General features: G+C 68.3%; 15 protein-coding genes. 12 read left to right on the forward strand and 3 right to left on the reverse strand.

Annotated features, from left to right (window positions below; genetic code table 11):
* The first annotated feature begins 135 nt into the window (after positions 1–135).
* The 6 genes from RN51_RS09795 to RN51_RS09820 are packed head-to-tail and all read left to right on the forward strand — an operon-like array spanning position 136 to position 2,665.
* A complete protein-coding gene (locus tag RN51_RS09795) occupies positions 136–654 on the forward strand; it encodes an Asp23/Gls24 family envelope stress response protein (RefSeq protein WP_045263861.1) in 519 nt (172 codons plus the stop codon).
* Positions 651–839, forward strand: a complete 189-nt coding sequence (locus RN51_RS09800) for a DUF2273 domain-containing protein (protein WP_017829702.1) — start codon at positions 651–653, stop codon at positions 837–839. Before RN51_RS09795 ends, RN51_RS09800 begins: the two co-directional genes overlap by 4 nt.
* Positions 839–1,231: a hypothetical protein gene (locus RN51_RS09805; RefSeq protein WP_045263862.1), complete on the forward strand. Its 393-nt coding sequence runs from the start codon at positions 839–841 to the stop codon at positions 1,229–1,231. Before RN51_RS09800 ends, RN51_RS09805 begins: the two co-directional genes overlap by 1 nt.
* Entirely contained in the window at positions 1,228–1,812 is a 585-nt protein-coding gene (locus RN51_RS09810; RefSeq protein ID WP_045263863.1) for a DUF6286 domain-containing protein, read from the forward strand. Before RN51_RS09805 ends, RN51_RS09810 begins: the two co-directional genes overlap by 4 nt.
* A complete protein-coding gene (locus RN51_RS09815) occupies positions 1,809–2,423 on the forward strand; it encodes a hypothetical protein (RefSeq protein WP_045263864.1) in 615 nt (204 codons plus the stop codon). The genes RN51_RS09810 and RN51_RS09815 overlap by 4 nt, the downstream gene beginning before the upstream one ends.
* 38 nt (positions 2,424–2,461) lie before the next feature.
* Positions 2,462–2,665, forward strand: coding sequence for a hypothetical protein (locus tag RN51_RS09820; protein WP_045263865.1), 204 nt, complete (start codon positions 2,462–2,464; stop codon positions 2,663–2,665).
* 45 nt (positions 2,666–2,710) lie between these two features.
* Here RN51_RS09820 and RN51_RS09825 read toward each other — a convergent pair whose 3' ends face one another.
* A complete protein-coding gene (locus tag RN51_RS09825; protein ID WP_045263866.1) occupies positions 2,711–3,715 on the reverse strand; it encodes a LacI family DNA-binding transcriptional regulator in 1,005 nt (334 codons plus the stop codon).
* 161 nt (positions 3,716–3,876) lie between these two features.
* Here RN51_RS09825 and RN51_RS09830 point away from each other — a divergent pair, with 161 nt between their 5' ends.
* From RN51_RS09830 to rhaI, 6 genes are read left to right on the forward strand one after another with little or no spacing between them, the layout of a single operon-like run.
* Positions 3,877–5,403 carry a sugar ABC transporter ATP-binding protein gene (locus tag RN51_RS09830; protein WP_045263867.1) on the forward strand — a complete coding sequence of 509 codons (1,527 nt, stop codon included), beginning with the start codon at positions 3,877–3,879 and terminating at the stop codon, positions 5,401–5,403.
* A gap of 23 nt (positions 5,404–5,426) precedes the next feature.
* Positions 5,427–6,419, forward strand: coding sequence for an ABC transporter permease (locus tag RN51_RS09835; protein ID WP_045264029.1), 993 nt, complete (start codon positions 5,427–5,429; stop codon positions 6,417–6,419).
* Positions 6,416–7,468, forward strand: a complete 1,053-nt coding sequence (locus RN51_RS09840; RefSeq protein ID WP_045263868.1) for an ABC transporter permease — start codon at positions 6,416–6,418, stop codon at positions 7,466–7,468. The genes RN51_RS09835 and RN51_RS09840 overlap by 4 nt, the downstream gene beginning before the upstream one ends.
* Before the next feature lie 46 nt (positions 7,469–7,514).
* On the forward strand, positions 7,515–8,546 hold the full coding sequence (gene rhaS / locus RN51_RS09845) for a rhamnose ABC transporter substrate-binding protein (protein ID WP_045263869.1): 1,032 nt from the start codon (positions 7,515–7,517) through the stop codon (positions 8,544–8,546).
* Positions 8,547–8,604: 58 nt separating this feature from the next.
* On the forward strand, positions 8,605–8,967 hold the full coding sequence (locus RN51_RS09850) for an L-rhamnose mutarotase (protein ID WP_045263870.1): 363 nt from the start codon (positions 8,605–8,607) through the stop codon (positions 8,965–8,967).
* The gene (gene rhaI / locus RN51_RS09855) at positions 8,964–10,130 is read left to right on the forward strand and encodes an L-rhamnose isomerase (RefSeq protein ID WP_045263871.1); all 1,167 of its coding nucleotides are present in this window, start codon (positions 8,964–8,966) and stop codon (positions 10,128–10,130) included. The genes RN51_RS09850 and rhaI overlap by 4 nt, the downstream gene beginning before the upstream one ends.
* Before the next feature lie 2 nt (positions 10,131–10,132).
* Here rhaI and RN51_RS09860 read toward each other — a convergent pair whose 3' ends face one another.
* Positions 10,133–11,530, reverse strand: coding sequence for a xylulokinase (locus RN51_RS09860; protein WP_045263872.1), 1,398 nt, complete (start codon positions 11,528–11,530; stop codon positions 10,133–10,135).
* 88 nt (positions 11,531–11,618) lie between these two features.
* The gene (locus RN51_RS09865) at positions 11,619–12,635 is read right to left on the reverse strand and encodes a substrate-binding domain-containing protein (protein WP_419865798.1); all 1,017 of its coding nucleotides are present in this window, start codon (positions 12,633–12,635) and stop codon (positions 11,619–11,621) included.
* Positions 12,636–12,646: the final 11 nt, after the last annotated feature.

Consider the following 12,646-nt stretch of genomic DNA (forward strand, 5'->3'; position numbering starts at 1 on the left):
GGCCCGGGCGGCGCGGAAACGACTTTGTGACGAATCCGGCAGCACGTCCGTCCTATCTCCGAGCGAGCGTTTCGCTCCCGGCGGGAGTTCCACACGGGACCCGCGACCGGTCTTCAGATCGAGATGGGACACCTCATGGCAAACCAGGACCAGACCACCCCCGCTCCGGCCGAGAAGGAGCTCGCACAGGCCGCTCCGAAGGCCGCCGGCGCTTCCGCGTCGCGCGTCGACCGGTCGAGCGGATTCTCCGCATCGCGCGTGCCCGCCGACGAGAACGCCGCGGGCAAGACCACCATCGCCGACGGTGTCGTGGCCAAGGTCGCCGGCATCGCCGCGCGTGAGGTCGCCGGCGTCTACGCCCTCGGTGGCGGCGGCGCACGCGCCTTCGGCGCCATCCGCGACGTGATCAACGCGACCGACCTCGCGCAGGGCGTGAAGGTCGAGGTCGGCGACACGCAGGCGGCGGCCGACCTGACCATCGTCGTCGAGTACCCGGCGCCGATCCAGGACGTCGCGAACAACGTCCGTGCTGCTGTCGCAGGTGCGATCAGCCGTCTGGTCGGCCTCGAGGTCGTCGAGGTCAACGTCGAGGTCAACGACGTGCACGTGCCCGGCGACGACAGCGACGACAACGAGGAGTCGCGCGTCTCATGAGCGCCACAACGGTCGGCGCCCTGATCGGCGCACTGCTGGCCCTCGCCGCCCTCCTGTTCGGTTTCTGGGGATTCCTCCTCATGGCCGTTTTCGCGGGCATCGGGGCGCTCGTCGGCCGGATCGCCTCCGGCAAGCTCGACGTCCGCGGACTCGCCGACGTCTTCACCGGGCGGCGTACCTCCTGATGGGTGCCGACCAGCACATCGCCGGCGGCGCGCTCTCCGGAGCCGCCGCCGGCGGGGCCGCCGTCCGCGGTCGCGTCGAGGTGAAGGACCGTGTCTACCGCACCGTCACCGAGAAGGCGTCCGCGACGTTGATCGGGGTGCCTCGCAGCGACGTGAAGGTCGATGTCGCGGAGCACCCGCGCGGGATGACCGTGCGGATCGCCACTCCGCTTCCCGTCCCGAGCCTGGACGATACGGCAGCGATCGCTCGGGCCGTCCCCGTCCTCGAGCGGGCACGCGAACTGCAGGAACAGCTGCAGCAGAACCTGAGCACGATCCTCGGTCGCAACGTCATCCGCATCAACCTCACCATCACCGGTGCCGTCATCCCGGAAAGGAGACGAGTGCAATGAGCACCCCGGTCCTGCGCCGCGTCATCCGACGCGAGACGCACTCGCCGCGAACCGTCGCGATGTTCGTCGCAGTCGTCCTGCTCATCCTCGCCCTCGCGTATATCGGCCTCGAGATCGTGCTGAGTCTCGCCGCGCAGCCCGCCCTCCTGGTCGGTCCTGCTGCGGCGGCGGGCTGGCTGATCGGCCTGCCCACGGCACAGCCCGCCGGGCTCGTGATCGCCGGCAGCGTCGTACTCGCCCTCATCGGGCTGGTGTTCATCGTGCTGGCCGTCACACCGGGACGCCTGTCGAGGCATGTCCTCGATGCGGGTGAACGCGCGGTCGTCGTCGACAACGGCGTGATCGCCAGCGCCCTGGCCCAGCACCTCGCCGAGGAGACGGGTCTCACCCGCGACAGCATCACCGTCGGTGTCGGACACCGCACCGTCGACGTGACCGTGCGCCCCGGCATCGGAGTGCCGCTGGACACGGCCGACGTGCAGGCGGCGGCCGAAGCGGAGCTGCAGACGTACCGGCTGACGCGGAAGGTGCGCACCAGGGTGCGCATCGAGCGTCCCACCGAGAAGGAAGACGAGCTGTGAACAACACGAATCGCGCGCTGAACCGCATCCTGCTGCTGATCATCGGACTGCTGTTCCTCGCCCTCGGTGCGGTGGGCATCGCCATCATGAGCTGGCCCACCCTGTCGGACATCTGGACTGCGGCTGGCAAGGACGCCCGGTCCTGGCTCGACCAGGTGATCGCCGCGACGGCGATCGCCGCTGGCGGCCTGTCGTGGATCGGCATCGGCGCGGTCGCAGCGATCGTGATCGTGATCGTGCTGCTGATCCTCGCGCTCACGAGCATCGCCGGGCGCCGGTCCAAGACGGTGCTGCGTTCCAGCGGAGCGCAGAACCCGCTGGGTCGCGTGACCGTGAACGAGTCGTTCGTCTCCGACGCCGTGAAGAACTCCCTCACCACCCGCGATGAGGTTCTCTCCGCACAGGTCACCGCCAACGACATCCGCCGCCGTCCTGTGCTGCACGTGGCTGTGACGCCGCGACAGAACACCGATCCGAGGGAGCTCGTCGACCACGTCGATCGCCTGCTCGCCAACCTCGCGGTACTGACGGGGCGCGACACCGACACATTCGTCTCGGTGCACACGAGCCTGCGGGCCCGACTCGCCCACGACCAGCGTCGACTCTCCTGACCGGACGCTCCTTCGCAGCCCCACAGAAAGCAGGCATCATGCGCAACAAGATCCTCCTCATCGTCGGCGTCGCCTTCGTGGCGTACGTGTTCGGGAGCAGGGCGGCGACGGTGCAGATCAATAAGGGTGAATCGGTGAGGCATCAGCTTGTGCGGATGTGGAACGACCCGAAGGCCAGGAAGCAGCGCCGGAAGACGGCGGAGCGAGCGGCGAAGAAGGCGAAGAGAGCCCTCGGGCGCTGAATGCCCTCAGGTGCTGAAAGCCCCGCCGCGGCGACCGGCTCGCGCTCAGGCCAGTCGCGCGGTCGACTCCCGCACGACGAGCTCGGGCTGGAACACCACGCGTTCCCGCCCGGCGTGACCGCCGGCTTCTCGCAGCATCAGATCGACGGCCGTGTATCCGATGAGTTCGGCGGGCTGGCGGATCGATGAGAGCGGGACCACGGCGGCGGCCGCGAAGTCGATGTCGTCGTAGCCGATGAGCGCGATCTCGTCCGGGACCCGGATGCTGCTTCGCATCATGAGTGCTTGCAGCACCCCCATCGCGAGGAGGTCGTTCGCGGCGAAGACGGCATCAGGGCGATCATCGGGTGCGCGTGCGCTGAGGGTCTCGCCGGCGGCACGGCCCGAGAGCACGCTCAGCGAATCGGTCAGGATGACCTCGAGGGAGACCCCGGCCTCGTTCGCGGCCCTGCTGGCACCCTCCAGGCGGTCGACCACCTGTCGGATGCCCATCGGACCCCCGACGAAGGCGATGCGTCGTCGTCCCTGCGCCGCGAGATGCTGCACGGCGAGGTAACCACCTCCGACGTCGTCGACCGACACCGAGGAGAAGCTCTCGTCCGCGACTTCCCGGTCGACGAGCACCACGGTGGTGCCGCGATCGCGCAGGCGCCGCAATCGCGGGAGGTCGTCGGCGAGCGGTGAGATGAGCAGGCCGGCGATGCGCTGCTCCTCGAACAGGTCGATGTAGGCGCGCTCGCGTTCGACCTTCTCGTCGCTGTTGCCGAGCGTGACCGTCATCCGCGCCTCGGCTGCCCGTTCCTCGGCGCCGCGGGCGATGTCGGTGAAGAACGGGTTGCGCACGTCGAGCACGACCAGGCCTATCGAGCGGCTGTGCCCTGCGCGCAGCTGCCGGGCGGCGTCGTTGCGCACGAAGCCGAGCTTCTCGATCGCCGCCGTGACGCGTTCGACGGTGGCGGGAGACACCTTGTCCGGGTGGTTCAGGACGTTCGAGACGGTCCCGACCGAGACGGAAGCGGCGAGTGCGACATCTCGAACACTGACGACCACGGCGTGATTCCTTTCCGCGCCATCCGCGAACCTGTCCCTGAAACGTACCACTGGCCAAACCGTGACTTGACAGCAAGCCAGCGAGAGTCGTAAATTTCAGGTGCTCCGCTCTTTAAAACGATTCAATCCGCAGGGACGATCCTGCAGCTTAGGTCCGATCGATGACGATTACCTCTGACACCTCCGGTGCTCCACCGGCGCTCGAACTCCGCGACATCCGCAAGTCGTTCGGCGCGGTGGTCGCCCTCCGTTCCGGGACGCTGTCGGTCGACGGCGGGTCCATCCACGCCCTGGTCGGCGAGAACGGCGCCGGCAAATCCACCCTGGTGAAGATCGTCGCCGGTCTCTACCAGCGCGACGACGGGGTGTTCCGGTTCCATGGAGAGGATGTGGACTTCTCCTCCACCGCACAGTCCAAGAGCGCGGGCGTCGCGGTGATCTATCAGGAGCCGACGCTGTTCCCCGATCTGTCCGTCACCGAGAACATCTTCATGGGCCGACAGCCGACCGGGCGCTTCGGCCGTATCGACCGCAGGGGGATGCGCCACGAGGTCGAGCGCCTGTTCACCCGGCTCGGGGTCACCATCGATCCCGACCGTCCGGCGGAGGGGCTGTCGATCGCCGATCAGCAGGTCATCGAGATCGCGAAGGCCGTCTCGCTCGATGCGAGCCTGCTGGTCATGGACGAGCCGACGGCCGCGCTCTCCGGCGTCGAGGTCGAGCGGCTCTTCACGATTGCGCGGAGTCTGCGCGACGAGGGCCGTGCGCTCATCTTCATCTCGCATCGCTTCGACGAGGTGTTCGCACTCTGCGACACCGTCACCGTCATGCGGGACGGGGCCTACATCGCCACCAGTGCGATCGCCGACACCTCGGTCGAGGAGATCGTGCACCAGATGGTCGGTCGCGAGGTGACCGAGCTGTTCCCCAAGCAGGAGACGACGGTCGGCGCACCGCTGCTCGTCGTCGAGAACCTCACCAGCCCTGGCGTCTTCCACGACATCTCCTTCACCGTGCACGCGGGCGAGATCGTCGGTCTCGCCGGCCTCGTCGGGGCCGGACGCAGCGAAGTGGTGCGTGCCGTCTTCGGCGTCGACCCGTACCGCGAGGGCTCCGTCACCATGCAGGGCGCACGCATCCCCCGCAGTCGACCCACGGAGGCCATGCGTGCGGGCCTCGCCCTCGTGCCCGAGGACCGCCGCAAGCAGGGGCTCGTGATCGAATCGGGCGTCGGCGGCAACATCACCCTCTCCATCCGCCGCCAGCTCGCGAAGCTGGGCTTCCTCACCACCGGCATCGAGAACCGCGCCGCCAGGGAATGGGCGACCAGGCTCGAGGTCAAGACGCACGCCCTCGACACGGTCGCAGCGACGCTCTCCGGCGGCAACCAGCAGAAGGTCGTCCTCGCCAAGTGGCTCGCCACACAGCCGAAGGTGCTCATCATCGACGAACCGACCAGAGGGATCGACGTCGGCACCAAGTCGGAGGTGCACCGACTGCTCTCCGAGCTCGCGGGGCAGGGAATGGGGATCCTCATGATCTCGTCCGAGCTGCCGGAGGTGCTCGGGATGGCCGACCGCGTCCTCGTCATGCGCGAAGGGCGCATCACCGCGGAGATCGCCCGCGCGGAGGCGACTTCCGAGAACGTCATGTACGCCGCCACGCACGCATCGGAGCTCTCCTCGTGACCACCGCCATCCCCGTCTCGTCGATGACGAAGAAGCTCTCCGCGCTCGGTCGGGCGCGCGAATTCGGCATCCTCCTCGCCCTCGCGCTCGTGATCGTCGCCGCCACGACGAACAACTCCCACTTCCTGTTCAGCCCAGACGGCTGGCGCGACCTGCTGCTCACGCCCTCGATCCTCGTGCTGGTCGCCGTCGGGCAGGCCATCGTGCTCATCACCCGCAACGTCGACCTCTCGGTCGGCTCGGTCATGGGGCTCACCGCGTACCTCACCGGCCGCCTGTTCATCGACGTGCCCGGCATCCCCATCGTGATCGTGGTCGTGGCAGCCGTCGTCTTCGGCGCCCTCCTCGGACTCGTCAACGGTGCACTGGTCGCCTTCGCCAAGGTGCCGGCCATGGTGATCACGCTCGGTACGCTCTATGCCTACCGCGGCATCAACGTGCTGTGGACCGGCAGCGACCGGGTGAACGCGTCCGACATGCCGAAGGACTTCCTGGCCCTCGGCACCGGGCAGCTCGTGGGCATCCCGATCCTCACGATCGTGGCCCTCATCGTGCTCGCCGCGGCCGCCTGGTACATGAAGAACACGCGCGGTGGTCGGGAGTACTACGCCATCGGATCCGACCCGGCGGCTGCGGAGCTCTACGGCCTGCGCGTCACCCGTCGCGTGCTGACCGCCTTCGTCGTCTCCGGGGCGCTCGCCGGTCTCGCCGGAGTGTTCTACGCGGCCCGCTACGGCACCATCAACTCGCAGGCCGGAGCCGGGTGGGAGCTCGATGCGGTGGGTGCCGCCGTGATCGGCGGCGTCGCCATCACCGGCGGAATCGGCTCCGTGTGGGGCGCGGCGATCGGTGCGGTGCTGCTGCTCACGATCAACCGGGCGCTCCCCATCCTCGGCATCCCCGACTTCTGGCAGCGTGCCGTCGTCGGCCTGCTGATCATCGGTGCGATCGTGCTCGACCGCGTGCTCGCCGTCCGCCAGAGACGACGGCTCATCGAAGCGAGGGACAAGTCATGACCGCCGCGACCGCGACTGCGACCACCCGGGTCATCCGCGACTTCGACAAGCCGCTCTGGCGCCGCGTCCTCCTCACCAGGGAGATGGCGATCGTCGCCCTGCTGATCGTCGTCATCATCGTCTCCGCGAGCACCGTACGCGGGTTCGGGCAGCCGATCACGCTGACGTACCTGCTCCTCGACATCGCGCCGATCCTCCTGATCGCCCTGCCCATGACGCTGGTGATGATCACGGGCGAGATCGACCTGTCGGTCGGCAGCATGGTGGGCCTCTCCAGCGTCGTCACCGGGGCGCTCGTGCAGGGCGGGATCCCGTTCGAGGTCGCCGCTCTCGCGGCACTGCTCGTCGGTCTGATCGGCGGCGCCTTCAACGGATTCCTCGTGACCGTCGTCGGTCTGCCGTCGCTCGCCGTGACCATCGGAACGCTCGCGCTGTTCCGTGGCCTCGCGGTCGGCCTGCTCGGAACGACGGCGGTCACCGAGTTCCCGGAGTTCTGGACCGATCTCGCCAAGGCGAAGCTCGCCGGCACCACGATCCCCGTGATCATGATCCCGTTCCTGCTCCTCCTCGTCGCGTTCATCCTGCTGCTGCACTACACCCCGTTCGGTCGCGGTGTGTACGCGATCGGCCTCTCGAAGGACGCCGCACGGTTCTCGGGCGTGCACGTGGAGCGTACGAAGTTCATCCTCTTCGTGCTCTCCGGGGTGGTCGCCGCGTTCGCCGGGATCTTTTACACCCTCCGCTACGGCAGCGCGCGGGGCGACAACGCCACCGGCCTCGAACTGCAGGTGATCGCGGCGGTCGTGCTCGGCGGCGTCTCGGTCTTCGGCGGTCGGGGCAGGATCTACGGGGTCGTCGCGGCGGCGTTGCTCATCGGCTCGCTCGCCAGCGCACTGCGCCTGATGAACGTGACCTCCGACGTGATCAACATCATCACCGGCGCCCTCCTGGTCATCTCCGTGGTGGCCGCGAGCTTCCTCGCCTGGCTGCAGAAGGCTCGTCGCAGACCGGGACGATCGACCACCGGCGCCGCACCCACAGCTTCATGACGCCGACGCCGCGGTTGCGGCACACCCTCACGAAAGGAACAGAACAATGATGTCTGCACGTAGACGCGCGACGGCTTTCGCCGCGCTCGCGGTCGCCGCCGCGGTCGCCCTGTCCGGATGCGCGAGCACCGGTGGCGACAGTGGTGGAGGCGACGGCGGTGACGGCAACCTCGCCGTCACCTTCCTGCCCAAGAACCTCGGCAACCCCTACTTCGACACCTCCAGCAAGGGCGGCAAGGCCGCCGTCGAGGAGTTCGGCGGCACGTTCGCAGAGGTCGGGCCGGCCGAGGCGACTCCCGACGCCCAGGTCAGCTACATCAACACCGCGACGCAGCAGGGCGTCGGGGCACTCGTCGTCTCGGCGAACGACCCGAAGGCCATCTGCGACGCGTTGAACGAGGCCCGCGACGCGGGAGTGAAGGTCGTCACCTTCGACTCCGACACCAACCCGGAGTGCCGCGACGTCTTCGTCAACCAAGCTGACTCGGAGGGCATCGCGAAGGCGCAGGTCGACCAGGTCGCCGAGCAGATCGGCGGTGCAGGAGAGATCGCCGTGCTCTCGGCCTCGGCGAACGCGACCAACCAGAACGCCTGGATCGAGCTGATGAAGGACTACCTCGCCAGTGACTACCCCGACATCACCCTGGTCGAGACGGTCTACGGCGATGACGACGACCAGACGTCGTTCGACAAGGCCGCGGCCCTGCTGCAGACGCACCCGAACCTGAAGGGCATCATCTCGCCCACGACGGTCGGTATCGCCGCAGCCGCCCGCTACCTGTCCACCTCGGACTACAAGGGCAAGGTCGCGCTCACCGGTCTCGGCACTCCGAACCAGATGCGCGAGTACGTCGAGGACGGCACGGTCACGTCGTTCGCGCTGTGGAACCCGGAAGACCTCGGCTACCTGGCGGCCTTCGCGGCGCAGGCGCTGATCGAGGGCGACATCACCGGCAAGAAGGGCGACACCTTCACTGCCGGCGACCTCGGTGAGTACACGGTCGGGGAGGACGGCGTCGTGGTGCTCGGCGATCCGTTCGTGTTCAACGCCGACAACATCGGCGAGTTCGACTTCTGATCAACCTCGGGCGTCCGGCCGGCACGAGTGTCGGCCGGACGCTCCCGGAAAGGTCCTCATGATCCGCGTATGCGTGAAGCTCCAGGTGCGTCCGGAGCTTCTGGACGAGTACCGCGAGCGTCACGCGTCGGTGTGGCCGGAGATGCTCGCCGAGATCGCCGCGGCCGGTCGCCGCAACTACTCGCTCTTCCTCGCTCCCGATGGTGAGCTCATCGGCTACTACGAGACCGACGACGATGTCGCGGCGCAGGCATACCTGGCCGCGTCGCCGGTCGCCGCCCGCTGGGAAGCCGAGATGGCCCGCTTCTTTATCGGCCTCGACGGCCGTCCTGACCAGGCGGCACCCACACTTCCCGAGGTGTTCCACCTCGAAGACCAGCTCTCCACCTCCGGTCTCCCCAACGAAAGCAGTGCATCGTGAGCATCCTCAGTCCCTCGAACCTCGCCATCCTCGCCCAGCAGGGCATCGAGCTTCCCAGCTGGGCCTTCGGCAACTCCGGCACGCGCTTCAAGGTGTTCGGCACTCCCGGCACCCCGCGGGACCCGTGGGAGAAGATCGCCGACGCCGCTCAGGTCAACCACTACACGGCACTCGCGCCCGCGGTGGCGCTGCACATCCCGTGGGACGTGGTGGATTCGTACTCCGACCTTCGCAAACACGCCGAGGACCACGGGGTGACTCTCGGCACCGTCAACTCCAACACGTTCCAGGACGACGACTACAAGTTCGGCGCCCTCACGCACGAGGACGCGGCCATCCGGCAGAAGGCGGTCGACCACCACCTCGCCTGCATCGACGTGATGGATGCGACCGGCAGCCGCGACCTCAAGATCTGGCTGGCCGAGGGGTCGAACTATCCCGGCCAGGCCGACATGCGGGGGCGTCAGGATCGACTGCAGGACTCGCTGCAGAAGATCTACGGCCGCCTCGGCGACGACCAGCGCCTGGTGCTCGAGTACAAGTTCTTCGAGCCGGCGTTCTATCACACCGACGTTCCCGACTGGGGAACCTCCTACGCGCAGGTCAGCTCCCTCGGCGACAAGGCGATGGTCTGCCTCGACACGGGCCACCACGCGCCCGGCACGAACATCGAGTTCATCGTGATGCAGCTGCTGCGCCTCGGCAAGCTCGGTTCGTTCGACTTCAACTCGCGCTTCTACGCCGACGACGACCTGATCGTCGGAGCCGCCGACCCGTTCCAGCTGTTCCGCATCCTGTTCGAGGTCATCCGCGGTGGCGGCTTGAACAACCCCGACGTGGCGTTCATGCTCGACCAGTGCCACAACGTCGAGGACAAGATCCCCGGCCAGATCCGCTCGGTGCTGAACGTGCAGGAGATGACCGCCCGTGCGTTGCTCGTCGACCGCGACGCCCTCACCGCCGCGCAGAAGTCGGGGGACGTGCTCGCAGCGAACGCCGTCTTCATGGATGCGTTCTACACCGACGTGCGTCCGGCCCTCGCCGAGTGGCGCGAGACGCGCGGTCTTCCCGCAGATCCGATGGCCGCGTACCTCGCATCCGGATACCAGGAGAAGATCGCCGCCGAGCGTGTGGGCGGCGTGCAGGCCGGCTGGGGCGCCTGAGCTCAGCTCCGCGCGGCGTACTGCTCGCGGATGATCGGCCGATGGTCGACCGCGAAGGCACGTGCCTCGCCGTCGTGCCACGACGGACGCTCGCCGGTGAGCGCCCACGCCGCCTGTACCGCAGCACCGCGGGCGACCGCCTCGTCGATTCCCGGCACCACGATCGGCACGTCGAAGACCTGCGCCGCGATCCGCGAGACCGCCGGGTTGCGGGCTGCTCCGCCGATGAGCAGGATGCGCGAGGCCGGTACTCCGCACCGACGGATCGCATCGAGGCCGTCGGCGAGACCACACAGCAGTCCTTCCACCGCCGCCCGCGCCAGGGTCTCGCGACGGGTGGAGGCGAGAGACATGCCGAACAGGGTGGCCGTGGCATCCGGACGGTTCGGGGTGCGCTCTCCCTCGAAGTAGGGCTGCAGCACCAGTCCGCCCGCACCCGGCTCTGACTCCAGCGCCAGGCGCGCGAGTTCGCCGTGATCGACGCCGAGAAGCCCCGCGACGGCATCGAGCACCCGCGCCGCGTTGAGCGTGGCGACGAGGGGAAGATGGTTCCCGCTCCCGTCCGCGAAGCCGGCGACCGCTCCGGTGGCGTCGGCGATCGGGTGTTCGGACACGGCGAAGACCGTGCCGCTGGTGCCGATCGAGATCACGGCGTCGCCCGGTCGGGCATCGAGTCCGAGCGCACCCCCGGCGTTGTCCCCCAGACCCGCGCCGACCACCGTGCCCGTGGGGGTGACGCCCATCCTCTCGGCAGGTCCGAGCACGCGGGGGAGGCGCGGGACGCGACCGAACGCCTGCGCGAGCAGATCCAGATCGTAGGCACCGGTCGAGGCACTCCAGTACGCAGTGCCGCTGGCATCGGAGCGGTCGGTCGCGAGGGCATCGAGGTCGGGGCCGAGTTCGCCGGTGCCGACCGGCCCGAAACCGCGGAGCCGCCACGAGAGCCAGTCGTGGGGGAGTGCCACCGCAGCGACCGTTGCCGCATTGGCCGGCTCCTCATCGCGCAGCCACCGCAGCTTGGCTCCGGTGAAGGACGCCACGGGCACGACTCCGACCCGGCGTGCGTACTCCTGCGCCCCGACCTCCGCCACGAGCGCCGCCGCGGCATCGGCGCTGCGGACGTCGTTCCAGAGCAGGGCGTCGCGCACCACGTGCCCCTGTGCGTCGAGCGCCACGAGCCCGTGCTGCTGGGCGGCGACCGAGATCGCGGCGACGTCGTGCAGCCCGCCGGCGTCGACGATCGCGCTCTGGAGCGCCGACCACCAGGCCTCGGGGTCGACCTCCGTGCCGGACGGATGCGTCGCCCGGCCGGTGCGCACGACCTCGCCCGTCTCCAGGTCGTGCACACTCACCTTGCAGCTCTGCGTGGACGAATCCACCCCGGCGACGTACGTCGGCATCTGCTTCTCCCTCATCCGTGAACGACAAGTCCGTGAAAGACCAGAGCCGCGAAGACACCGAAGCATCTCCGCGGCCCTGGCGCGGCGGTCACTCGGACTGGCCGGTAAGACCCTCGTAGGCGATGTTGCCGCTCTTGAGGTTCTTGTTCGTCATCTCGCTCAGGTTCTTGAGGAACGCGTCCCGCTCCGTGACCACGTGGCCGATCGCCTCTTCGACGTTGTCCTTCGTGATCGCGGGCATCAGGTAGACGGGGTTCTCCTTGACGTCCTCGCCGCGCACGATGGCGGCGGCGTAGGCGACACCGGCCGACAGCTCGACCGTGCCGTTCTGCAGCGAGGTTCCGATGAAGTCACCGTTCTTGACGGCTTCGAGGCCGTCGGCGATGCCGTCGATCCCGACGATCGGCACGTCGGTCATGCCGGCTTCCTTGAGCGCCTGCAGGGCACCGAGGCCCATGTCGTCGTTCTGGGCGATCACGCCGTCGATGTCGTCGCCGAAGGCCGAGATCCAGTTGCTGACCTTGTTGACGGCCTCGTCGCGCTTCCAGTTCGCGGTGTCCTTGGCGAGCACCTTCACGTCGGGGTTCTCGGCGAGCACGTTGTCGATGCCCTTTCCGCGGTTGATCTCGCCCGAGCCTCCGAGCGGTCCCTGCAGGATGATGACGTTGCCCTTCCCGTCGAGGGCGTCCATCATCATCTGGGCCTCCTGCTCACCTGCTGCCACGTCGTCCGGCTGCACGGAGCCGGTGAGGTCTTCGCTGTTGAGCGAGGCGTTGACATCGAAGAACGGGATGTCGGCGGCCTTCGCTGCGGCGATCTGCGGCTGCAGCGAGTCGGCCTGCACGGGGATGACGACGATCGCGTCGACGCCGGCCGTCACATACTGGTCGACCTGGCTGGCCTGGGTGTTGACGTCGAGGCCCGCGGAGTTCCACAGGATCTCGATGTTGTTCTCCTCGGCGTAGCGCTCGATGCCCTCTTTGCCCTCCGTGACGAAGGACGACATGTCGTACACGCTCACGCCGATCGTGATGCGCTCCTGACCGCTGTCGTCGGCGCCGCCGGCGTTCGCGTTCGGGTCGCCGGCGCCGCACCCGGCGAGCATCAGCGCTGCGA

Source organism: Microbacterium oxydans (genome assembly GCF_000956405.1).
Taxonomy (GTDB): Bacteria; Actinomycetota; Actinomycetes; order Actinomycetales; family Microbacteriaceae; genus Microbacterium; species Microbacterium oxydans_C.